Raw genomic sequence first — 20,879 nt, 5'->3', positions numbered from 1 at the left:
CGGGCAATCACGCCGAGTGCCGCGTTTGTGCCGGATGGCGGCTGACGCCTTATCCGGCCTACATTATTTGGCGCCGGATTCGCCTCCTTCGTAGGCCCGGCAAGCGCAGCGCCGCCGGGCAAGATACCCGGCACCGTGCCGCGTTTGTGCCGGATGGCGGCTGACGCCTTATCCGGCCTACATTATTTGGCGCCGGGTTCCGCCCCTTTCGCAGGCCCGGCAAGCGCAGCGCCGCCGGGCAATATACCCGGCACCGTGCCGCGTTTGTGCCGGATGGCGGCTAACGCCTTATCCGGCCTACGTTATTTGGCGCCGGGTTCCGCCCCTTAGTAGGCCCGGCAAGCGCAGCGCCGCCGGGCGATCGGGCTGGGGGGTTTATACCGCGAGCCGCGGGATGTGACGCCGAATATTACTCCGGCAGCGTCCAGTCGCCGTCACCCAGCGCGCGCTGCATAATCAACGTATCCCGCCAGTCGCCCATCTTATAGCCGACGCTGCGCAGCTGACCCGCCACGGTAAAACCGAACTTTTTATGGATCGCCAGCGAGCCGGCATTGTTATGGCCATCGCCGATGATCGCCAGCATCTGCCGCCATGGGCCTTTCTCGCATTCGGCGATCAGCCGCGACAGCAGCGCGCTGCCGATGCCGCGCCCGCCCATTCCGGATTCCACGTAGATCGATTCTTCGAGGGTGTAGCGATAGGCCGGGCGCGGGCGATAGAAAGTGGCGTAGCAGTAGCCGACGATAGCCCCGCGCCACAGCGCTACCAGCCAGGGCAACCCGTTATCGCGCACGGTCTGGATCCGTTTACGCATTTCGTCAACGGTGGGGGGGATCTCTTCGAAGGAGGCGCGGCCATTGAGCACGTGCCAGACATACAGCGCGGCGATGGCGTGGGCATCGTCGGGCAGCGCTTCACGAATTTCTAAATCACTGTCGAGTAACGGGGCCTCTGCAGGCATGGCGGCGCTCCTGAATCTGCCGGAGAGACATTCTCCGGCGTGCAGCGTAATACAGAAGCGCCAGGCTGAATAGTCCTGCCGCCGATTATTGCGGATCTGTCGGGGAGACTGGCGCCGGGGCCGCTTCACCCCAGTATTTCTGCTTGCTGGTTTTGCCGATCCCCGGGTTCATGCTGTTGGTCGGATCGTTCTGGCGATAGAACTGCTGCAGGCTCTCCGGCGCTTCATACAGATGACCCACGTTATGCTCCGCCGGGTACTGGGCGCCGCGGGCTTTCAGCAACGCCAACATCTGCTCCTTCAGCGCATGGGCGTCGACCCCTTTCTTGACGATGTAATCCTGATGGAATACATGGCACATAAAGTGGCCATAGTAGAGCTTATGCACCAGCTGGCTGTCGATTTCCGGCGGCAGATGTTCGAACCACTCGGTATCGTTGCGGCGCAGGGCGATATCCAGCGCCAGAATATCTTCCACCTCGTCAGCATGCACAGCCTGATAGCGGATCGCCGCGCCCGCGGCGGCAAAGCGATGGAGGAACGCTTTGCTGCCTTCCTCCGGCGTGCAGGCGAAGAACTCCCCCTCGGCCTGTTGGAAGTACGCCGTCAGCCAGCGCTGCGCTTCTTCGATGCCGTCGCCGGCCATCTTCAGCAGCAGATGGTGTTCATATTTGTCGCGCCAGGTTTTCATCCGCTCCGGTAAATGCGCCGGGAAGACGTGGCCGAGCTTCTGCATAAAGCGGTCGGTAAAGTGCGGCTTAAACAGCGACACTTTCTCCAGCATCGCGTCGGTGCGCCCCTTCATGGTGAAGAAGAACGGCATTTTGTCGGTGCCGAGCTTGTCGATCATCAGGAAGGTGTCTTTGCCATACTTCTCGGCGATATCGTAAATATCGCGGTGCATATATTCCCCGGCCACCGGCAGATGCTGGAACTCGGCGAGGATATGGCGGCGGATCTCGGTCAATACCTGCGGCTGATTGGTGCCAATGTAAAACACCTGCTGGCGCTTCTCCGCCGGGAAGGTATCGAGACGCGCGGCGAAAACCGCCAGTTTACCGGCGCAGCCGGAGGATTCGAACAGGCGGTCCGGGTCGGCGTTGTAGCGCGCCGGGGTGTCGGCATCGACATCGCGCACGCGGGTAACATAGTCGTGATCGTGGGCGTGGCGGCCATCATGCAGCACATCGCTATCGCTGATCCGCTCGTCGTCGAGTCGGCTGAGGATCTGCTCCGGCGTACTGCCGAGATCGATGCCCAGATGGTTGACCAGCTTCAGCTTACCGTCGGCGTCAATCTGCGCGAACAGCGACATCTCGGTATAGGCTGGCCCGCGCTGCACCAGGGAGCCGCCGGAATTGTTGCAGATCCCGCCGATCACCGACGCGCCGATGCACGATGAGCCGATCACCGAGTGCGGCTCGCGCCCCAGCGGTTTGAGAGCTTTTTCCAGTGAATAGAGAGTGGTGCCGGGCCAGGCCAGCACCTGCTCGCCTTTGTCCAGCAGATGCAGCTTATCCAGGCGCAGGGTGCTGATAATCACGATCTCGCGATCGTAATCATTGCCGTTGGGGGTGGAGCCTTCGGTCAGGCCGGTGTTGGCCGCCTGCATCAAAATGATTTTATCGGCGTCGACGCAGGCGTTGAGCACGCGCCAGAGCTCCAGCAGGGTGCCGGGAAAGACAACCGCCAGCGCTTCGCCCTGACCGGAGCGGAAGCCTTTGCGGTAGCGCTGGGTTTTTGCCGGGTCGGTCAGCAGATGCGCAGGGCCAACCAGGCGCGCCAGGTCAGCCAGAAACGTTTTATGGGTGTTAGTGGGTGCAGATGACATGTTCCACTCCTTGTGGTGGTGCGCGAAATATCGAGGATAAGCATAGCGCTTTGTATGACAATTTGATGCATGAATGTTTCGCAAAAATCAGAGAAGAACCTTAGCATTCTGCGGGCGCGTTGTTTATATATATGGCAAACTGCGGTTTTTATTATGTTTTACCAAGTCCCCGTCTGAGAAAAAGCGAGATAACAATGAAATGGCTCTCCACTGTAGGCGTCGCCGTGAGTCTGGCGCTGCAACCCGCGCTGGCGGATGAACTGTTTGGTAACCACCCCCTGACCCCGCAGGCGCGGGATGCCTTTGTTACCGACCTGCTGAAAAAAATGACCGTGGACGAGAAAATCGGCCAGCTGCGTCTGATAAGCGTCGGCCCGGATAACCCGAAAGAAGCGATCCGCGAGATGATCAAAGCGGGCCAGGTGGGAGCGATTTTTAACACCGTCACCCGTCCGGATATCCGCGTTATGCAGGATCAGGTGATGCAGCTTAGCCGCCTGAAGATCCCGCTGTTCTTTGCCTACGATGTGCTGCACGGCCAGCGCACTGTCTTCCCGATAAGCCTCGGTCTGGCCTCGTCGTTTAACCTCGACGCGGTGAAAACCGTGGGCCGCGTGTCAGCTTATGAAGCCGCCGATGACGGGCTGAACATGACCTGGGCGCCGATGGTCGACGTCTCCCGCGACCCGCGCTGGGGACGCGCTTCCGAAGGCTTCGGGGAAGACACGTATCTGACCACGATGATGGGCCAGGCGATGGTGGCGTCGATGCAGGGCAAGAGCCCGGCTGACCGCTATTCGGTGATGACCAGCGTCAAGCACTTCGCCGCCTACGGCGCGGTGGAGGGCGGGAAAGAGTACAACACGGTCGACATGAGCCCGCAGCGTCTGTTCAACGACTATATGCCGCCGTATAAAGCCGGACTCGATGCCGGCAGCGGCGCGGTGATGGTGGCCCTGAATTCGCTGAACGGCACCCCGGCGACCGCCGATTCCTGGCTGCTGAAAGATGTCCTGCGCGACCAGTGGGGCTTTAAAGGCATCACGGTTTCCGACCACGGCGCCATCAAAGAGCTGATCAAGCACGGCGTGGCCTCCGACCCGGAAGACGCGGTGCGCGTGGCGCTGAAGTCCGGCATCAACATGAGCATGAGCGACGAGTATTACAGCAAATACCTGCCGGGGCTGGTGAAATCCGGCAAGGTGACCATGGCTGAGCTGGATGACGCCACCCGTCACGTGCTCAACGTCAAATATGACATGGGGCTGTTCAACGATCCGTACAGCCACCTGGGACCAAAAGATTCTGACCCGCAGGACACCAACGCGGAAAGCCGTCTGCATCGTAAAGAGGCGCGCGAAGTGGCCCGCGAGAGCCTGGTGCTGCTGAAAAACCGTCTCGATACGCTGCCGCTGAAAAAATCCGGCACTATCGCGGTGGTGGGCGCGCTGGCGGACAGCAAACGCGACATGATGGGCAGCTGGTCGGCGGCGGGCGTGGCCGATCAGTCGGTGACCGTCCTGACCGGCATCAAAGAAGCGCTGGGCGATAACGGCAAAGTGATTTACGCCAAAGGGGCGAACGTTACCGACGACAAAGGCATTGTTGATTTCCTCAATCTGTATGAGAAAGCAGTGCAGGTTGACCCGCGCTCGCCGCAGGAAATGATCGACGAAGCCGTCGCGGCGGCGAAGCAAGCCGACGTGGTGGTCGCCGTAGTGGGCGAGGCGCAGGGGATGGCCCATGAGGCCTCCAGCCGGACCGACATCACCCTGCCGCAGAGCCAGCGCAATCTGATTGCCGCCCTCAAAGCCACCGGCAAACCGCTGGTGCTGGTGCTGATGAACGGCCGTCCGCTGGCGCTGGTGAAAGAGGATCAGCAAGCCGATGCGCTGCTGGAGACCTGGTTTGCCGGCACCGAAGGCGGGCATGCCATCGCCGACGTGCTGTTTGGCGACTATAACCCGTCGGGCAAGCTGCCGATGTCCTTCCCGCGCTCGGTGGGGCAGATCCCAACCTACTACAGCCATCTGAATACCGGTCGGCCGTATAATCCGGAGAAGCCGAACAAGTACACCTCGCGTTACTTCGATGAGGCCAACGGCCCGCTGTACCCGTTTGGCTACGGCCTGAGCTACACCACCTTTAGCGTCTCCGATGTCACCATGTCGTCGGCCACCCTGCCGCGCGACGGCAGCGTGACCGCCAGCGTGCAGGTGACCAACACCGGCAAACGCGAAGGGGCGACGGTCATTCAGCTGTATCTGCAGGACGTCACCGCCTCCATGAGCCGGCCGGTGAAAATGCTGCGCGGCTTTAAAAAGGTCACCCTCAAGCCGGGTGAAACGCAAACCGTCAGCTTCCCGATCGACGTCGACGGGCTGAAGTTCTGGAACCAGCAGATGAAATACGTCGCTGAGCCGGGCAAATTCAATGTCTTTATCGGCGTGGACTCCGCCCGCGTGAAGCAGAGCGAGTTTGAGCTGTTGTAAGGCAGAGCCCTTAAGCCCAACGTCACACGTTAAAGGCCGATTAATCGGCCTTTTCTTTTTCGTATCGCTGGCAAATGGACTACGCTTTTCTCTTAAGCTTCTGTAAGCGAAGCGCAAAAGAACTGAGGGAAGCGGGATGAAGATGGCGACGAAATGGTCCGGCGCGCTGGCGCTGGCCGCCCTGATAAGTGTGCCGCTGCAGGCGGCGGAGCCGGTGAAGGTCGGCTCGAAAATTGATACCGAAGGGGCGCTGCTGGGCAATATGATCCAGCAGGTGCTGGAAAACCACGGCGTCAAAACGATTAATAAAATCCAGCTCGGCACCACGCCGGTGGTGCGCGGGGCGATTGTCGCCGGCGAGCTGGATATCTATCCGGAGTATACCGGCAATGGCGCTTTCTTCTTTAAAGATGAAAACGACCCGGCATGGAAGAATGCCCGGCAGGGCTATGAGAAGGTGAAACGCCTGGATCAGGAGAAACATCAGCTGGTATGGCTCACCCCGGCGCCGGCTAACAACACCTGGACCCTCGCCGTGCGCCAGGAGCTGGCGGAGAAAAATCATCTGACCTCGCTGGCTGACCTCAGCCGCTATCTGCAGCAGGGCGGCGAATTTAAGCTGGCGGCTTCGGCGGAGTTTATTGAACGCCCGGACGCGCTGCCGGCGTTTGAAAAAGCGTATGACTTCAAACTCAACCAGAACCAACTGCTGTCGCTGGCCGGAGGCGATACGGCGGTGACCATCAAAGCGGCGGCGCAGCAGACCTCCGGCGTCAACGCGGCGATGGCCTACGGCACCGACGGCCCGGTGGCGGCTCTGGGGTTACAGACGCTGAGCGACCCGCAGGGCGTGCAGCCGATTTACGCCCCGACGCCGGTGGTGCGCGAGGCGGTGCTTAAAGCCTACCCGCAGATCGCCGACTGGCTGAAGCCGGTCTTCGCCAGCCTCGATGAAAAGACCCTGCAGCAGCTCAACGCCCGCATCGCGGTGGAAGGCCAGGATGCGAAGCGCGTGGCGGCAGATTATCTGCAGCAGAAAGGCCTGCTGAAGTAAGCCACCGGTGACCATTCGCTGTACTCACCGCGTCGGCCTGCTGCTGACAGGCCTGCTGCTGGTTACGCTGGCGCTGCCGTTTATCGCTTACGCGCCGAATCGCTTACTCTCCGGGGAAGGGCGCGGGCTGTGGCAGGTGATGCCCTGGCTCGCCGGCGTTCAGCTGGCGGCAGCCCTCGCCGGGATCCTGCTCTGCTGGCTGCCGGGCAGGGTTGCGCCGCTTCTCCATCTGCTGCTGGCCGAACTGCTTTTCCCGCTGCTTATCTGGGGCAGCGGCCAGGCGGCGATTGAGCTCTCCCGGCACGGCTCGCCGCTGGCGCGCACCTCGCCCGGCAGCGGTTTGTGGCTGTCGCTGGCGCTCTGCCTGCTGCTGGCCAGCGAGGCCATTCGTCATCTTACCGTCCGGCCGCTGTGGCGCTGGCTGCTCAATGCGCAAGTCTGGCTTCTGCCCATCATCCTGCTCGCCGCCGGGGCGCTCGATCAGCTCTCGCTGCTGAAGGAGTATGCCAACCGCCAGGAGGTGTTTGACGACGCCCTGCGCCAGCATCTGCTTCTGCTGTTTGGCACCCTGCTGCCGGGCCTGATCATTGGCCTGCCGCTGGGGGTATGGCTCTGGCGGCGTCCGCGCTGGCAGGCGCCGGCCTTCACCGTGCTCAATGTGATCCAGACTATCCCGTCGGTGGCGCTGTTCGGCCTGCTGATTGCCCCGCTTGCCGGTCTGGCGCGCTATTTCCCGGCGCTGGGCGAGCTGGGCGTCTCCGGGACCGGCGTGGCGCCGGCCCTGATCGCCCTGACGTTGTATGCGCTGCTGCCGCTGGTGCGCGGGGTGGTGACCGGCCTGCAGCAGGTGCCGCGGGATGCGCTGGAGAGCGCGACGGCGATGGGCATGAGCGCCGGACAGCGCTTTCGTCAGGTACAGCTCCCGCTGGCGATGCCGGTGCTGTTGCGCAGCCTGCGGGTGGTCAGCGTGCAAACCGTCGGCATGGCGGTGGTGGCGGCGCTGATCGGCGCCGGCGGCTTTGGCGCGCTGGTGTTCCAGGGGCTGCTGAGCAGCGCGCTGGATCTGGTGCTGCTCGGGGTCGTGCCGACCATTGCCCTGGCGGTGGTCGTGGATGCCCTGTTCGCCCTGTGGGGCGCCTGGCTGAAAGGAGAGGCCAATGATTGAATTTGAAGGGGTCAGCAAAGCGTTTGCCGGTCACCCGGCGGTGAAGGATCTGACCCTGCAGCTGCGCGAAGGCGCTTTCTCGGTGCTGGTGGGAACCTCCGGCTCGGGCAAGTCGACGACGCTGAAAATGATCAACCGCCTGCTGGAGCCGGACCGGGGCATGATTCGCTTTGCCGGCGAAGACATCCGCCAGCAGCCGCTCCTGACCCTGCGGCGGCGGATGGGCTATGCCATCCAGTCCATCGGCCTGTTTCCCCACTGGACGGTGGCGCAGAATATCGCCACCGTGCCGCAGTTGCAAAAATGGCCGCGGGGGAGGATCGCCGACCGGGTCGACGAGCTGATGGCGCTGCTGGGGCTGGAGGCAACGCTGCGCGACCGCTACCCTCATCAGCTCTCCGGCGGCCAGCAGCAGCGGGTCGGGGTGGCGCGGGCGCTGGCGGCAGACCCGGAGGTACTGCTGATGGATGAGCCCTTCGGCGCCCTCGACCCGGTGACCCGTGAGGCGCTGCAGCAGGAGATGCTGCGCATCCATCGCCTGCTGGGGCGGACGATTGTCCTGGTGACCCATGATATTGACGAAGCGCTGCGTCTCGCGGACCACCTGGTGCTGATGGACGGCGGCGAGGTGGTCCAGCAGGGGGCGCCGCTTGAGATGCTCATGCGGCCAGAGAATCGCTTTGTGCAAACCTTTTTTGGCCGCAGCGAGCTGGGCGTGCGCCTGCTGTCGCTGCGCGAGGTGCGGGACTATCTGCGTCCCGACGAGCGGCTGGCGGGCGAGGGGCTGACCGTCACCATGACCCTGCGGGAAGCGCTGTCGCAGTTTGTCGCCCGGCGCTGCGAGGCGCTGCCGGTGGTGGATGACGAGGGGCAACCCTGCGGCACGCTGCATTTTGCCGATCTGCTGCGCCAGGAGGCGAGTCATGAAGGCGCTTCGTGAGCCGCTGTGGTGGCTTAGCGCGCTGTTTATCGGCCTGCTGGCGGGGCTGCCCTACAGCGCGCCGCTGTTCAGCCGGCTGTTTCCGGAACTGCCGCGGCCGGTCTACCAGCAGGAGAGCTTCTGGGCGCTCACTGTCGATCACGGCTGGCTGGTGGCGGCGTCCAGCCTCGCGGCGACCGCTGTCGGGCTGGGGGCAGGGGTGGCGGTCACCCGGCCCGCGGGCAGCGCGTTTCGTCCGCTGGTGGAGACCATCGCCGCTATCGGGCAGACCTTTCCGCCGGTGGCGGTGCTGGCGATGGCGGTGCCGGTGCTGGGCTTTGGCTGGCTGCCGGCGCTGATCGCCCTCGCGCTGTATGGCATACTGCCGGTGCTGCAAGGGACTCTGGCCGGTCTGGGGTCGATACCGTCGGGCGTGTCAGATGTGGCAGAAGGGATGGGCATGACCGGCTGGCAGCGTCTGTGCAAGGTGGAGCTGCCGCTGGCGGCCCCGGTGATCCTGGCGGGGATCCGCACCTCGGTCATCGTCAATATTGGTACCGCGACGATAGCCTCGACGGTGGGGGCCAATACGCTTGGGACGCCGATCATCATCGGCCTGAGCGGGTTTAATACCGCCTATATCGTGCAGGGGGCGCTGCTGGTGGCGCTGGCGGCGATTATTGTCGACCGCGCGTTTGAGCGCCTGGCCCGCTGGCTCAGCCGACACCGCCACGTACAATAAAGGAATAGCCGGCCAGCATCACGCCGCTGATCCCGCCGATGGCCATAAGTAAGAAGAGAGTGACGACCGCGATTTTCGCTGGCTTCATAATAGGCTCCTGATGTTAACAGGGGGATTATACGGTGAAGCACAGGTGTTAATGAAACATTAATTGCGGTTTAGCGCGCCGCGCCGGGCTTTTTGCCGCTTTCGCTGCGTCACGCGCCGCAAAAAAGTGTGATCCTGCCCGTCATTTTTCATTTTTATGCAGGGCTTCAAAGAAAGTCTCCGCCAGGCAGTGTAAGGTACGCGCTTTCAGGAATGTGTGGTTTGCGGGTATGTACGAGTTTGATCTGGTGTTGCTGCTGCTTCAGCAGATGTGCGTATTTTTGGTCATCGCGTGGTTGATGAGCAAAACCCGACTGTTTATCCCCCTGATGCAAGTCACTGTTCGCCTGCCGCACAAGCTGCTGTGCTACGTCACCTTCTCCATTTTCTGCATTATGGGGACCTATTTTGGCCTGCATATCGAAGACTCTATCGCCAACACCCGCGCCATTGGCGCCGTGATGGGCGGCCTGCTCGGCGGCCCGGTGGTCGGCGGGCTGGTGGGGCTGACCGGCGGCCTGCACCGCTACTCGCTGGGGGGGATGACCGCCTTAAGCTGCATGGTCTCCACCATCGTCGAGGGGCTGCTGGGCGGTCTGGTGCACAGCGTGCTGGTCAAGCGCGGCCGGCCGGACAAAGTCTTTAGCCCGCTGACCGCCGGGGCGATCACCTTCGTGGCCGAGCTGGTGCAGATGATGATTATTCTGCTGATCGCCCGCCCGTTCCAGGACGCCCTGCATCTGGTGCAGAGCATTGCCGCGCCGATGATGGTGACCAATACCGTCGGCGCGGCGCTGTTTATGCGCATTCTGCTGGACAAGCGGGCGATGTTCGAGAAGTACACCTCCGCCTTTTCCGCCACGGCGCTGAAGGTGGCGGCGTCCACCGAGGGGATCCTGCGTCAGGGGTTCAACGAAGAGAACAGCATGAAGGTGGCCCAGGTGCTGATCCAGGAGCTGGATATCGGCGCGGTGGCGATCACCGACCGCGACAAGCTGCTGGCGTTTACCGGCATCGGCGACGACCATCACCTGCCGGGCAAACCTATCTCCTCCTCGTATACGCAACGGGCGATTGAGACTGGCGAGGTGGTGTATGCCGACGGCAACGAGGTGCCCTACCGCTGCTCGATTCATCCGCACTGTAAGCTGGGGTCGACGCTGGTGATCCCCTTGCGCGGCGAGAACCAGCGGGTGATCGGCACCATCAAACTGTATGAGGCGAAAAACCGCCTGTTCAGTTCGATCAACCGCACCCTGGGGGAGGGGATTGCCCAGCTGCTGTCGGCGCAGATCCTCGCCGGGCAGTACGAGCGGCAGAAGGCGCTGCTGACGCAATCCGAAATCAAGCTTCTGCATGCCCAGGTCAACCCGCACTTCCTGTTTAACGCGCTTAACACCCTGAAGGCGGTGATCCGTCGCGACAGCGAGCAGGCCGGCCAGCTGGTGCAGTATCTGTCGACCTTCTTTCGCAAGAACCTGAAGCGGCCGACAGAAATCGTCACCCTCGCCGATGAGATCGAGCATGTTAACGCCTACCTGCAGATTGAGAAGGCCCGCTTTCAGGCTAACCTGCAGATCCAGATGGCGGTGCCGGAAGGGCTGGCGCATCACCAGCTGCCGGCCTTTACCCTGCAGCCGATCGTGGAGAACGCCATTAAGCATGGCACATCGCAACATCTTGGCGTCGGCGAAATTACCATTCGCGCCAGCCAGGACGATCGCTGGCTGCAGCTGGATATCGAAGATAACGCCGGGCTGTACCGGGCCAACCCTCAGGCCAGCGGGCTGGGGATGAATCTGGTGGACAGGCGGCTTCGGGCGCGTTTTGGCGCCGACTGCGGCATCAGCGTCACCTGCGAACCGGAGCGCTTTACCCGTGTCACCCTACGTTTGCCCCTGGAGGAGAATGCATGCTGAGAGTATTGATCGTCGATGATGAGCCGCTGGCGCGGGAAAACCTGCGTATTTTGCTGGAGACTCAGCGCGATATCGAGATCGTCGGCGAATGCGGCAACGCGGTGGAGGCGATTGGCGCGGTCCATAAGCTGCGTCCCGACGTGTTGTTTCTCGACATCCAGATGCCGCGCATCAGCGGCCTGGAGATGGTCGGGATGCTCGACCCGGAGCACCGCCCCTATATCGTGTTTCTCACCGCCTTTGATGAATACGCGGTGAAAGCCTTTGAGGAGCACGCCTTTGACTATCTGCTCAAGCCGATTGAAGCTGCCCGGCTGGAGAAAACCCTCGCCCGTCTGCGCCAGGAGCGTAATCTGCAGGATGTGTCGCTGCTGGATGACGCCCGGCAGACGCTGAAATACATACCCTGTACCGGCCACAGCCGTATCTGGCTGCTGCAGATGGAGGATGTGGCCTTCGTCAGCAGCCGGATGAGCGGGATCTACGTGACCGACCGCGAGGGCAAGGAGGGGTTTACCGAGCTAACCCTGCGCACCCTTGAGAGCCGCACGCCGCTGCTGCGCTGTCATCGCCAGTATCTGGTGAATATGGCGCACCTGAAGGAGATTCGCCTGGAGGAGAATGGTCAGGCGGAGCTGCTGATGCGCGCCGGGCAAACGGTGCCGGTGAGCCGGCGCTATTTAAAAAGTCTGAAAGAGGCGATTGGCCTGTAAAGCTGCTACACTGCGCCCCATTGCATCATCGACAGTAAAAGGCACTCATGCTCAGTAATGATATTCTTCGTAGCCTGCGCTACACCCTGAAAGTCAATAATAACGATATGGTGCGCATTCTTGCGCTATCCGATATGGAATCCACCTCCGCCAGCTTTGACACCTGGACGACGAAAGAGGATGAAGAGGGCTTTGTCCGCTGCCCGGACATTATCCTGTCGGGTTTCCTCAACGGCCTTATCTATGACAAGCGCGGTAAAGACGATTCAGCGCCGGAGCTGGCGCTGGAGCGCCGGGTGAATAACAATACGGTGCTGAAAAAGCTGCGGATCGCCTTCTCGCTGAAAACGGATGATATTGTGGCGATCATGAGCGAGCAGAAATACCGCGTCTCGGTGCCGGAAGTGACCGCCATGATGCGGTCGCCTGACCACAAAAACTACCGCGAGTGCGGCGACCAGTTTCTGCGCAATTTCCTGCGCGGCCTGACCCAGCGGGTGCATAACCCGAAGGCGTGATGGTTAGCCGGGGGGGCGGCTTCGCCTTACCCGGCCTACAAAACCCGTCGGCCCGTGCAAGCGTAGCGCCGCCGGGCAAAAAAAGCCGGAGATATTCTCCGGCTTTTTTATTATTTCACCTGCTGACCCGGCTTCGCGCCGTCGTCAGGGCTTAACAGGAAGATATCCTTCCCGCCAGGGCCGGCGGCCATCACCATCCCTTCCGAGATGCCGAAGCGCATTTTGCGCGGCGCCAGGTTGGCGACCATCACCGTCAGGCGGCCAATCAGCGGCTGCGGATCCGGATAAGCGGAGCGGATGCCGGAGAAGACGTTACGCTTCTCGCCGCCAAGATCCAGCGTCAGGCGCAGCAGCTTGTCGGAGCCCTCGACGAATTCCGCGTTTTCAATCAGCGCCACGCGCAGGTCGACTTTGGCGAAATCGTCAAAGGTGATGGTATCCTGAATCGGATCGTCCGCCAGCGGGCCGCTGACCGGCGCCGCGGTGGCTTTCACCTCTTCTTTAGAGGCTTCCACCAGGGCTTCCACCTGCTTCATCTCGATGCGGTTGTACAGCGCCTTAAACGGATTGACCTTATGCGCCAGCAGCGGCTGCTGGATGGCGTCCCAGCTCAGCTCGCTGTTGAGGAACGCTTCCGCGCGCGCGGCCAGCTGCGGCAGGACCGGCTTCAGCCAGGTCATCAGCACGCGGAACATATTCAGGCCCATGGTGCAGATGGCCTGCAGGTCGGCGTCGCGGCCTTCCTGTTTCGCCACCACCCACGGCGCCTGCTCATCGACATAGCGGTTGGCCACGTCGGCGAGGGCCATGATTTCGCGGATGGCCTTACCGAACTCGCGGCTGTCCCACGCTTCGCCGATGCTTTCCGCCGCGTCGGTGAAGGTTTTGTACAGCGCCGGGTCGGCCAGATCAGCGGCCAGCATGCCGTCAAAACGCTTGCTGATAAAGCCGGCGTTGCGCGAAGCGAGGTTAACCACCTTGTTGACGATGTCGGCGTTAACGCGCTGGATAAAGTCTTCCAGGTTGAGGTCGATATCATCGATGCGCGAAGAGAGCTTGGCGGTGTAGTAGTAGCGCAGGCTGTCGGCATCAAAGTGCTTCAGCCAGGTGCTGGCCTTAATGAAGGTGCCGCGCGACTTAGACATCTTCGCGCCGTTGACCGTCACGTAGCCATGCACGAACAGGTTGGTCGGTTTACGGAACTGGCTGCCTTCCAGCATCGCCGGCCAGAACAGGCTGTGGAAGTAGACGATGTCCTTGCCGATAAAGTGATACAGCTCGGCCGTGGAGTCTTTCTTCCAGTATTCGTCGAAGCTGGTGGTGTCGCCGCGCTTGTCGCACAGGTTCTTGAAAGAGCCCATGTAGCCGATCGGCGCGTCCAGCCAGACGTAGAAATATTTGCCCGGCGCGTTGGGAATTTCGAAGCCGAAGTACGGCGCATCGCGGGAGATGTCCCACTGCTGCAGGCCGGATTCGAACCACTCCTGCATTTTGTTCGCCACCTGCTCCTGCAGCGCGCCGCTGCGGGTCCACGCCTGCAGCATTTCGCTGAACGACGGCAGGTCGAAGAAGAAGTGTTCGGAGTCACGCATCACCGGCGTGGCGCCGGAGACCACCGATTTCGGGTCGATCAGTTCGGTGGGGCTGTAGGTCGCGCCGCACACTTCGCAGTTATCGCCGTACTGGTCCGGAGATTTACACTTCGGACAGGTGCCTTTCACAAAACGGTCCGGCAGGAACATGCCTTTTTCCGGATCGTAGAGCTGAGAGATGGTGCGGTTTTTGATAAAACCGTTCTCTTTCAGACGGGTGTAGATAAGCTCCGACAGCTCGCGGTTCTCGTCGCTGTGCGTCGAGTGATAGTTATCATAGCTGATGTCGAAGCCGGCAAAATCGGTCTGATGCTCCTGACTCATCTCGCCAATCATCTGCTCCGGAGTGATACCGAGCTGTTGCGCCTTGAGCATGATCGGCGTGCCGTGGGCGTCGTCGGCGCAGATGAAGTTGACCTCGTGGCCGCGCATTCGCTGGTAACGGACCCAGACATCAGCCTGGATGTGCTCCAGCATGTGGCCGAGGTGGATGGAGCCGTTGGCGTACGGCAGGGCGCACGTTACCAGAATTTTCTTCGCGACTTGAGTCATAGTGAGCATTACATCTTCTGTTGTAAAAAGGGCTTCCGATATTACCAAAAGGGCTGTGGGTGCGCCATAAATGGCTGCCCATATATGGATAATCCTTTCCTGTGATAAACTCTGTGATTACTGAAAGCATCTCAAAACAACAAAGGAGTCGGGATGAATTCGCAATCCCAGGCCAAATCCCCCGAGCGCCTCCGCGCGATGGTCGCCGGGACGCTGGCCAATTTCCAGCACCCAACCCTGAAGCATAATCTCACCACCCTCAAGGCGCTGCACCATGTCGCCTGGCTGGACGATACCGTTCATATCGAGCTACAAATGCCGTTCGTCTGGAGCAGCGCCTTCGAAGCGCTCAAAGAGCAGTGCAGCGCCGAGCTGTTGCGCATCACTGGCGCGAAGGCCATCGACTGGAAGCTGACCCACAGCATCGCGACCCTCAAGCGCGTGAAAAACCAGCCCGGCATCAACGGCGTGAAGAACATTATCGCCATCAGCTCCGGGAAAGGCGGCGTCGGTAAATCCTCCACGGCGGTAAACCTGGCGCTGGCGCTCGCCGCGGAAGGGGCGAAGGTGGGCATTCTGGATGCCGATATCTACGGCCCGTCGATTCCGACCATGCTTGGCGCGGAAGACAGCCGCCCGACCTCGCCGGACGGTACCCATATGGCGCCGATCATGAAGTTCGGTCTGGCCACCAACTCCATCGGCTACCTGGTGACCGACGACAACGCCATGGTGTGGCGCGGGCCGATGGCCAGCAAGGCGCTGATGCAGATGCTGCAGGAGACCCTGTGGCCGGATCTCGACTACCTGGTGCTGGATATGCCGCCGGGCACTGGCGACATCCAGCTGACGCTGGCGCAGAACATTCCGGTCACCGGCGCGGTGGTAGTCACCACGCCGCAGGATATCGCGCTGATCGACGCCAAAAAAGGCATCGTGATGTTCGAAAAAGTGGAAGTGCCGGTGCTGGGGATCGTGGAAAACATGAGCATGCATATCTGCAGCAACTGCGGGCACCATGAGCCGATCTTCGGCACCGGCGGCGCGCAAAAACTGGCCGAGAAATACCACACCCAGCTGCTGGGCCAGCTGCCGCTGCATATTACGCTGCGGGAAGATCTGGATAACGGCACGCCGACGGTGGTGGCGCGTCCGGAAAGCGAATTTACCGACATCTACCGCCAGCTGGCGGGTCGGGTGGCGGCCCAGATGTACTGGCAGGGAGAAGTGATCCCGGGTGAGATTGCCTTCCGCGCCGTTTAAGGCCGCGGCGAGCGCATCAGCCAGTATCCGCCCTCGGGCGAGGCGCCCTGTGCTTCGATGGTCCAGCCGTGACGCTGGTAGAAGCGCAGGGCGTTTTTATTTTCCATCAGGCACTTCAGCGTCCCGCTGGCGGTAAAGGTCCGTTCGACCTGCGCCAGCAGCGCGCTGCCGATATGTTTGCCCTGCCAGTCCGGGTCGACGAACAGATGGTGAAGAAAGTTATCGGCGATCCATACGGCGGCAAAGCCCACCGGCAGGCCGTCGTATTCCGCGACCCACAGCTGTTCATCCGCGGTGGCGGCATCGAAATCTTCCAGCCGCCACGTCGTGGAGGGAAGCCAGGTCCACGACACACTGCGCGCCCGCAGAAAGAGCTGGCGCAGCGCCGGAGAGTCCGCTGGTTCGCCGGGGCGGATGCGGAGTGTAAGCGGATCAGCGATGATAGAAGATCTCGCCATCGTACACCTTGAGGATTTTGCCTTCGGTGTCGGTGATCAGCACGTAGTTACCGCCCATATAGGTCCAGTGGCTGCCGGCGTCCGGCGCGGGCAGATTACGCTGCTGCCACCCTTTGATGTTGTATTCGGGGGTGAGGTACATCGCCGGAACGGTGTCGCCAATGTGAAACTGGGTGAAGTCGGCGGTGAACTCTTTCAGCGCATACTGATCGATCCCCGCGGCAGAAGCCGTCCAACTGGCGCCGGCGGTGGCAAGGAGTACGCCCAGAAGCATCATTTTTGTTTTACGCATAGTTTCCTCAATATTACCTGGACTCAAAATAGCAGCCTCGTATCATTCCTGATGCGTTGCTGAAATGGCAAGCACTGGATTTTTAAAAAGTGTAAGCAAAACACGGCGCAAGTCCTGCGCCGCTTGCGTTGCAGCGACGGTGATGCCTATTTTGGGAGCAATCTGAAGCAGGGGAGTATCGGCATGTTCAGGCTGGAAGATCTGACCTTATTTGTCCGCGCCGCGGCACTGGGCAGTTTTAGCGACGCCGCGCGCGAGGCGGGGCAGCAACCGGCGCAGGTGAGCGCGGCGATTAAGCGTCTGGAGACGATCCTCAATATTCGCCTGTTCGCCCGCTCGACCCGCAGCCTGCGCCTGACGCCGGAGGGGGAGACCTGGCTGCCGTATGCCACCCAGATGCTCGATACCCTCGAGGCCGGCCTGCAGAAGATCCAGACCCCGGACGATGAAATTCGCGGCATGCTGCAGATCGCCGTGCCGTCGGATCTCGGGCGTAACCTGCTCCTGACCCTGTTCCGCGACTTTCGGCAACGCCACCCGGCGCTGCGCCTGCGCCTGCTCTTTTCCGACCAGCTGACCGACGTGTTTAAAGATCCGGTGGACGTCGCGTTTCGCTATGGCAATAACGATGACGCCTCGTTTATTTCGCTGCCGGTGGCGCCGGAAAATCGTCGGGTGCTGGTGGCCTCTCCTGAGTGGATCGCCCGCCACGGCGAGCCGCAGACCCTTGAGGAGCTTGGCCAGCACAATGCGTTGATCTACATATTGCGCGGCCGCCCGTTCGACCGCTGGTCGCTGAGCCTCGACGGCGAAGTCCTGCAGCAGAAGGTCTCCGGCACGGTGATGAGCGATGACGCGGAGGTGATCCGCCGGCTGGCGGTGGCCGGGGAGGGCATTGCCTATAAATCGATGCTCGACGTCAGCGACGATCTGCGGGCGGGCCGCCTGCGGCGCCTGCTGCCGCGTTACCAGGGGGATGTGGTGCCGTTGAACCTGATTTGTCCGCACCGCAAACAGCTCTCTGCCGCGGTGCGTTTGTTATATGAAGAGGTGAAATCACATTGTGAAGGGCTTAATGTCTAACTAAGGTCGCGAAGTAGTAGACCAGCGGGACGGCCAGCACCCACAGGCCAATCGGGATTTCCCGCCACTTGCCGGCGATGGCCTTGATCACAATGTAAAACAGCAGCCCGCCGGCGATGCCGGTGCCGAAGCTGTTGGCGATGAGGGTGATCATCACCATCATCAGCACCGGCAGGCCGTCGGTGAAGTTGCCAAGATCCACTTTGCGCAGGCCGCTGAACATGTTCAGGCCGATCAGGATCAGCGCCGGGGCGGTGGCCTCCTTCGGGATCATCAGCGCCACCGGCGTGAACAGCAGCATCAGCAGGAACATCACCGCCGCCGACAGCGCGGTGAGGCCGGTTTTGCCGCCGGCTTCCGCCGCCGCCGAGGACTCAATCAGCGCCGTTGCCGCCGGAATACCTACCCACGGGCCGAGCGCCGCGGCAATCGAATCGACCATAAACGGGCGATTAATCTGCGGCATGTTGCCTTCTTCATCCAGCAGACCCGCCTCGCCGCCCACCGCCAGCGTCGTCCCCATGGTGGAGAAAAACTCAGAAGCGAAAAAGACGAACAGGAACGGCAGGAAGGCGATGTTTAACGCCCCCAGCAGGTCAACCTCTCCCAGCACCGGGGCCAGCGAGTGGGGGACATCGATAAAATGCGTCGGCAGTTTCGTGACGCCGAACGGGATCCCCACCAGGGTAGCGCACAGAATGGCCCACAAAATGGCGCCCGGCACCTTACGCGCCTGCAGGGCTATCGCCAGGAACAGGCCGCACAGCGCCACCAGCGCGCCGGGGGCGAGGAAGTCGCCGAGCATCAGGGCGTTGGTTTTGGCATTGGCGAGCACCAGCCCGGCGTTGCGAAAGCCGAGGACGGCGACGAACAGGCCGATGGAGGCCGTCAGCCCCAGCTTGATCGACTGCGGCACCGAGCGGGTGACCACTTCGCGCAGGCCAAAGCGGGTCAGCAGGAAGAAGAGAACCCCCGACCAGCAGGCGATCCCAAGGCCCGTCTGCCAGCCAATCCCCTCGCTACCGGCCAGCGTGACCCCCACCAGCACCGAGCCGCCAATGCCCGGGCCGACGATAAACGGCAGGTTGGCGTAAAACGCCATCAGCAGCGAGCCGACGACGAAGACCAGAATGGTGCCGGTGGTGGCGGCCCCTTTGTCCATTCCGCCTATCGCCAGCAGTCCCGGGATGACTACCAGTAAATAGGCGGCGGCGAGAAAACCGGTGATCCCGGCCAGGCATTCGCTGCGCAGCGTGCCGCCGCGCGAGCGCAGCGCAAAGCGGCGCTCCAGCCAGTTATCGCGGGCGGAAGAGTGAAGTGTGTTATCGGCCATGCTCAGGCTCCCTGAGGATTATTGTTGTGAGGCGTTGGCGCCGGGGTTTCCCGGCAGGCTATCAACGGGTCGACTATCTGGCGGCTGCCGCCGTCGGTCAGACCCAAATCGGTTAAATGCGGCCCGGCGTTACAGGCAAGACAGGTGCCTTCAATGGCCTTAAAGACCCGGTACGGCGGCTCCCAGTCGGCGACTTTGCTGCTCAGATCGCGCAGCTCGCGGAACTGACGCGCCAGCTCGGCGGCCGGGAGATCCGACAGCATGCCGGCAATCGGCATCGCCACATGGGCGAGGATCTCGCCCCGTTGCGCCAGCGCCATCCCGCCGCCGGAGGCGATAAGCTGGTTGGCCGCCTGCGCCATATCCTCAGCATTGCGCCCGAGCACCACCAGATTGTGTGAATCGTGGGAATAGCTGGTGGCGATGGCGCCGCGCAGCTCGCCCCAGCCTTCAAGCAGGGCGATTTGCGGCGTCGCCTGATGGCGGCCGTGGCGGTGCTTGACCCAGATCAGGCTGAAGCCGGCGGGCAGCTGGACCTGGCCGTCGCGGATCTGCACTTCGACCTCGCCCCACTGGGTGAAGCGCGCGCCGCGGATATGGCGCAGGCGGGCAACGCCGTGGCGAATGCCCTTGATGCGCAGGATAAAGTCATCGGCGGCGAGGGGGGCTATCTGCAAGGTATCGCGCGGCGGCGTCACGCCCGGCGCCGGGGCGATCGGCTTCAGCAGGCGGCCGGCATGGGCCAGCCGTTCCCCGCCAACGTAGACTTCGCGGGCCGCCAGTTTCTCCAGGGAATCAAACACCACCAGGTCGGCGCGTCGCCCGGCGGCAATCAGCCCGAGATCGTGGCGCTGCAGGCGAAGAGCGGCGTTGAGGGTGGCGAAACGCAGCGCATCGACCGCCGGTAATCCATGCTCGATCAGCAGGTTGAGCAGGGCGATGATCCCGCCTTTCTCCAGCAGCATATCCGGCGGCACGTCATCGGTGCAGACGGTGATCTGCGAGGAGAGGTGAGGCAGCGTTTTCAACGCCGCCACGATATCCGGCAGCAGGTAGGGGTGCGAGCCGCGGATCTCGATCGTCAGCCCGGCGCGCAGTTTTTCCAGCGCGTCGTCCGCCGAGGTCAGTTCATGATCGGAGGTGACGCCGGCGGCGAGGTAGGCCTGCAGGTCGGCGCCGCTCAGCCCGCGGGCGTGGCCTTCAATCAGTTTTCCGCTGTTGAGACCGGCCTGGACAATCTCCTGCATTCGCTCGCTGCCGTGCAGCACGCCGTGCATATCCATCACTTCCGCCACGCCGCGCACTTCCGGCCAGCCGAGCATGGTCTCCATTTCCGCGCCGGCGAAATCGGCGCCGGACATTTCGAGGCCGGGGGTGGAGGGCACGCTCGACGGCGCGGCGACCATCACCTGCAGCGGCAGGTGGCGGCTGGCGTCTACCGCGTAACGCACGCCCTCGACGCCGAGCACATTGGCCAGCTCATGCGGATCCCAGAACACCGCGGTGGTGCCCTGGGTGAGGACGATTTCGGCGTAGCGCTCGGGCGGCAGGTGGGAGCTTTCGAGGTGCACGTGGGTGTCCATCAGGCCGGGCGACAGGTAGCCGCCGGACAGGGAACGCACTTCATGGGCGTCGACGCGGCTGCCGCGCGGGTGGACGCTGGCGATCATCTCGCCGACGATACCGACGTCAGCCGGGCGGATTTCGCCCGTGGCCATATCGACGATCTGCGCATCGACCAGCAGCAGATCAAACGGGGATTCGCCGCGCGCGGCCTGCACGGCGCGACGGCGGACTTGAGCATTGCTGGACATAACCACTCCGGCACAAGGATAATGCGGATACTCTAGGGGCACAGCAAACGTTTGCCCAGATGAATAAATTTATCACCCGATAAGCTCG

18 protein-coding genes are annotated in these 20,879 nt (G+C 62.1%); 10 read left to right on the top strand and 8 right to left on the bottom strand.

What is annotated here, in order from left to right; genetic code table 11:
- Positions 1 to 409: 409 nt before the first annotated feature.
- A complete protein-coding gene (locus L2I46_RS23845; protein WP_002912829.1) occupies positions 410 to 964 on the bottom strand; it encodes a GNAT family N-acetyltransferase in 555 nt (184 codons plus the stop codon).
- Between the two features lie 85 nt (positions 965 to 1,049).
- Positions 1,050 to 2,795 carry a D-lactate dehydrogenase gene (dld, locus tag L2I46_RS23840; protein ID WP_065812292.1) on the bottom strand — a complete coding sequence of 582 codons (1,746 nt, stop codon included), beginning with the start codon at positions 2,793 to 2,795 and terminating at the stop codon, positions 1,050 to 1,052.
- Positions 2,796 to 2,989: 194 nt separating this feature from the next.
- Between dld and bglX the strand changes: the two genes are divergently transcribed.
- The 5 genes from bglX (at position 2,990) to L2I46_RS23815 (ending at position 9,167) form a co-directional block, all read left to right on the top strand.
- Positions 2,990 to 5,287 (top strand): beta-glucosidase BglX, encoded by a 2,298-nt coding sequence (gene bglX / locus L2I46_RS23835; protein WP_236948277.1) that lies wholly within the window; start codon positions 2,990 to 2,992, stop codon positions 5,285 to 5,287.
- A gap of 136 nt (positions 5,288 to 5,423) precedes the next feature.
- Complete coding sequence (gene osmF, locus L2I46_RS23830; protein WP_236948276.1) at positions 5,424 to 6,341, top strand: glycine betaine ABC transporter substrate-binding protein OsmF; 918 nt, start codon at positions 5,424 to 5,426, stop codon at positions 6,339 to 6,341.
- A gap of 7 nt (positions 6,342 to 6,348) precedes the next feature.
- Complete coding sequence (locus L2I46_RS23825; RefSeq protein WP_072422111.1) at positions 6,349 to 7,506, top strand: ABC transporter permease; 1,158 nt, start codon at positions 6,349 to 6,351, stop codon at positions 7,504 to 7,506.
- Positions 7,499 to 8,446, top strand: coding sequence for an ABC transporter ATP-binding protein (locus L2I46_RS23820; RefSeq protein ID WP_236948275.1), 948 nt, complete (start codon positions 7,499 to 7,501; stop codon positions 8,444 to 8,446). Before L2I46_RS23825 ends, L2I46_RS23820 begins: the two co-directional genes overlap by 8 nt.
- A complete protein-coding gene (locus L2I46_RS23815) occupies positions 8,430 to 9,167 on the top strand; it encodes an ABC transporter permease (protein WP_023290422.1) in 738 nt (245 codons plus the stop codon). Before L2I46_RS23820 ends, L2I46_RS23815 begins: the two co-directional genes overlap by 17 nt.
- Here L2I46_RS23815 and L2I46_RS23810 read toward each other — a convergent pair.
- Positions 9,142 to 9,255: a protein YohO gene (locus L2I46_RS23810; protein ID WP_002912762.1), complete on the bottom strand. Its 114-nt coding sequence runs from the start codon at positions 9,253 to 9,255 to the stop codon at positions 9,142 to 9,144. The two genes, L2I46_RS23815 and L2I46_RS23810, sit on opposite strands and share 26 nt — an antisense overlap.
- 229 nt (positions 9,256 to 9,484) lie before the next feature.
- On the opposite strand from L2I46_RS23810, the gene L2I46_RS23805 reads away from it, so the two are divergent.
- The 3 genes from L2I46_RS23805 to L2I46_RS23795 are packed head-to-tail and all read left to right on the top strand — an operon-like array spanning position 9,485 to position 12,404.
- Positions 9,485 to 11,173: a sensor histidine kinase gene (locus L2I46_RS23805; RefSeq protein WP_004189065.1), complete on the top strand. Its 1,689-nt coding sequence runs from the start codon at positions 9,485 to 9,487 to the stop codon at positions 11,171 to 11,173.
- Positions 11,167 to 11,886, top strand: coding sequence for a two-component system response regulator BtsR (gene btsR / locus L2I46_RS23800; RefSeq protein WP_023290421.1), 720 nt, complete (start codon positions 11,167 to 11,169; stop codon positions 11,884 to 11,886). The genes L2I46_RS23805 and btsR overlap by 7 nt, the downstream gene beginning before the upstream one ends.
- A 47-nt stretch (positions 11,887 to 11,933) precedes the next feature.
- Positions 11,934 to 12,404 (top strand): DUF1456 family protein, encoded by a 471-nt coding sequence (locus L2I46_RS23795; RefSeq protein ID WP_023290420.1) that lies wholly within the window; start codon positions 11,934 to 11,936, stop codon positions 12,402 to 12,404.
- A 110-nt stretch (positions 12,405 to 12,514) separates the two neighbouring features.
- Here L2I46_RS23795 and metG read toward each other — a convergent pair whose 3' ends face one another.
- Positions 12,515 to 14,548, bottom strand: coding sequence for a methionine--tRNA ligase (gene metG, locus L2I46_RS23790; RefSeq protein WP_236948278.1), 2,034 nt, complete (start codon positions 14,546 to 14,548; stop codon positions 12,515 to 12,517).
- A gap of 153 nt (positions 14,549 to 14,701) precedes the next feature.
- Between metG and apbC the strand changes: the two genes are divergently transcribed.
- Positions 14,702 to 15,811, top strand: a complete 1,110-nt coding sequence (apbC, locus tag L2I46_RS23785; protein ID WP_023290418.1) for an iron-sulfur cluster carrier protein ApbC — start codon at positions 14,702 to 14,704, stop codon at positions 15,809 to 15,811.
- On the opposite strand, the gene L2I46_RS23780 is transcribed toward apbC, so the two are convergent.
- Together L2I46_RS23780 and L2I46_RS23775 are read right to left on the bottom strand one after the other, a co-directional pair.
- Positions 15,808 to 16,269, bottom strand: coding sequence for a GNAT family N-acetyltransferase (locus L2I46_RS23780; protein WP_236948274.1), 462 nt, complete (start codon positions 16,267 to 16,269; stop codon positions 15,808 to 15,810). The two genes, apbC and L2I46_RS23780, sit on opposite strands and share 4 nt — an antisense overlap.
- Positions 16,244 to 16,561, bottom strand: coding sequence for an RcnB family protein (locus L2I46_RS23775; protein ID WP_004201590.1), 318 nt, complete (start codon positions 16,559 to 16,561; stop codon positions 16,244 to 16,246). The genes L2I46_RS23780 and L2I46_RS23775 overlap by 26 nt, the downstream gene beginning before the upstream one ends.
- A 183-nt stretch (positions 16,562 to 16,744) precedes the next feature.
- Here L2I46_RS23775 and L2I46_RS23770 point away from each other — a divergent pair, with 183 nt between their 5' ends.
- The gene (locus tag L2I46_RS23770) at positions 16,745 to 17,644 is read left to right on the top strand and encodes a LysR family transcriptional regulator (protein WP_032453496.1); all 900 of its coding nucleotides are present in this window, start codon (positions 16,745 to 16,747) and stop codon (positions 17,642 to 17,644) included.
- On the opposite strand, the gene L2I46_RS23765 is transcribed toward L2I46_RS23770, so the two are convergent.
- Positions 17,634 to 18,977: an NCS2 family permease gene (locus L2I46_RS23765; RefSeq protein ID WP_023290415.1), complete on the bottom strand. Its 1,344-nt coding sequence runs from the start codon at positions 18,975 to 18,977 to the stop codon at positions 17,634 to 17,636. The two genes, L2I46_RS23770 and L2I46_RS23765, sit on opposite strands and share 11 nt — an antisense overlap.
- A 2-nt stretch (positions 18,978 to 18,979) precedes the next feature.
- On the bottom strand, positions 18,980 to 20,791 hold the full coding sequence (locus L2I46_RS23760) for an adenine deaminase (protein WP_172740547.1): 1,812 nt from the start codon (positions 20,789 to 20,791) through the stop codon (positions 18,980 to 18,982).
- Between the last annotated feature and the right edge of the window lie 88 nt (positions 20,792 to 20,879).

Origin of the sequence: Klebsiella sp. 2019SCSN059 (assembly GCF_021739525.1) — a bacterium.
Lineage (GTDB): Bacteria > Pseudomonadota > Gammaproteobacteria > Enterobacterales > Enterobacteriaceae > Klebsiella > Klebsiella quasipneumoniae.
This window is presented reverse-complemented; position numbering and strand designations above follow the sequence as displayed.

Coding starts and splice junctions, on each gene's coding strand:
- L2I46_RS23795 (WP_023290420.1), top strand. CDS start 11,934: ATGCTCAGTAATGATATTCTTCGTAGCCTGCGCTACACCCTGAAAGTC.
- bglX (WP_236948277.1), top strand. CDS start 2,990: ATGAAATGGCTCTCCACTGTAGGCGTCGCCGTGAGTCTGGCGCTGCAA.
- osmF (WP_236948276.1), top strand. CDS start 5,424: ATGAAGATGGCGACGAAATGGTCCGGCGCGCTGGCGCTGGCCGCCCTG.
- metG (WP_236948278.1), bottom strand. CDS start 14,548: ATGACTCAAGTCGCGAAGAAAATTCTGGTAACGTGCGCCCTGCCGTAC.
- apbC (WP_023290418.1), top strand. CDS start 14,702: ATGAATTCGCAATCCCAGGCCAAATCCCCCGAGCGCCTCCGCGCGATG.
- dld (WP_065812292.1), bottom strand. CDS start 2,795: ATGTCATCTGCACCCACTAACACCCATAAAACGTTTCTGGCTGACCTG.
- L2I46_RS23775 (WP_004201590.1), bottom strand. CDS start 16,561: ATGCGTAAAACAAAAATGATGCTTCTGGGCGTACTCCTTGCCACCGCC.
- L2I46_RS23820 (WP_236948275.1), top strand. CDS start 7,499: ATGATTGAATTTGAAGGGGTCAGCAAAGCGTTTGCCGGTCACCCGGCG.
- L2I46_RS23810 (WP_002912762.1), bottom strand. CDS start 9,255: ATGAAGCCAGCGAAAATCGCGGTCGTCACTCTCTTCTTACTTATGGCC.
- L2I46_RS23770 (WP_032453496.1), top strand. CDS start 16,745: ATGTTCAGGCTGGAAGATCTGACCTTATTTGTCCGCGCCGCGGCACTG.
- L2I46_RS23815 (WP_023290422.1), top strand. CDS start 8,430: ATGAAGGCGCTTCGTGAGCCGCTGTGGTGGCTTAGCGCGCTGTTTATC.
- L2I46_RS23765 (WP_023290415.1), bottom strand. CDS start 18,977: ATGGCCGATAACACACTTCACTCTTCCGCCCGCGATAACTGGCTGGAG.
- L2I46_RS23780 (WP_236948274.1), bottom strand. CDS start 16,269: ATGGCGAGATCTTCTATCATCGCTGATCCGCTTACACTCCGCATCCGC.
- L2I46_RS23760 (WP_172740547.1), bottom strand. CDS start 20,791: ATGTCCAGCAATGCTCAAGTCCGCCGTCGCGCCGTGCAGGCCGCGCGC.
- L2I46_RS23845 (WP_002912829.1), bottom strand. CDS start 964: ATGCCTGCAGAGGCCCCGTTACTCGACAGTGATTTAGAAATTCGTGAA.
- btsR (WP_023290421.1), top strand. CDS start 11,167: ATGCTGAGAGTATTGATCGTCGATGATGAGCCGCTGGCGCGGGAAAAC.
- L2I46_RS23805 (WP_004189065.1), top strand. CDS start 9,485: ATGTACGAGTTTGATCTGGTGTTGCTGCTGCTTCAGCAGATGTGCGTA.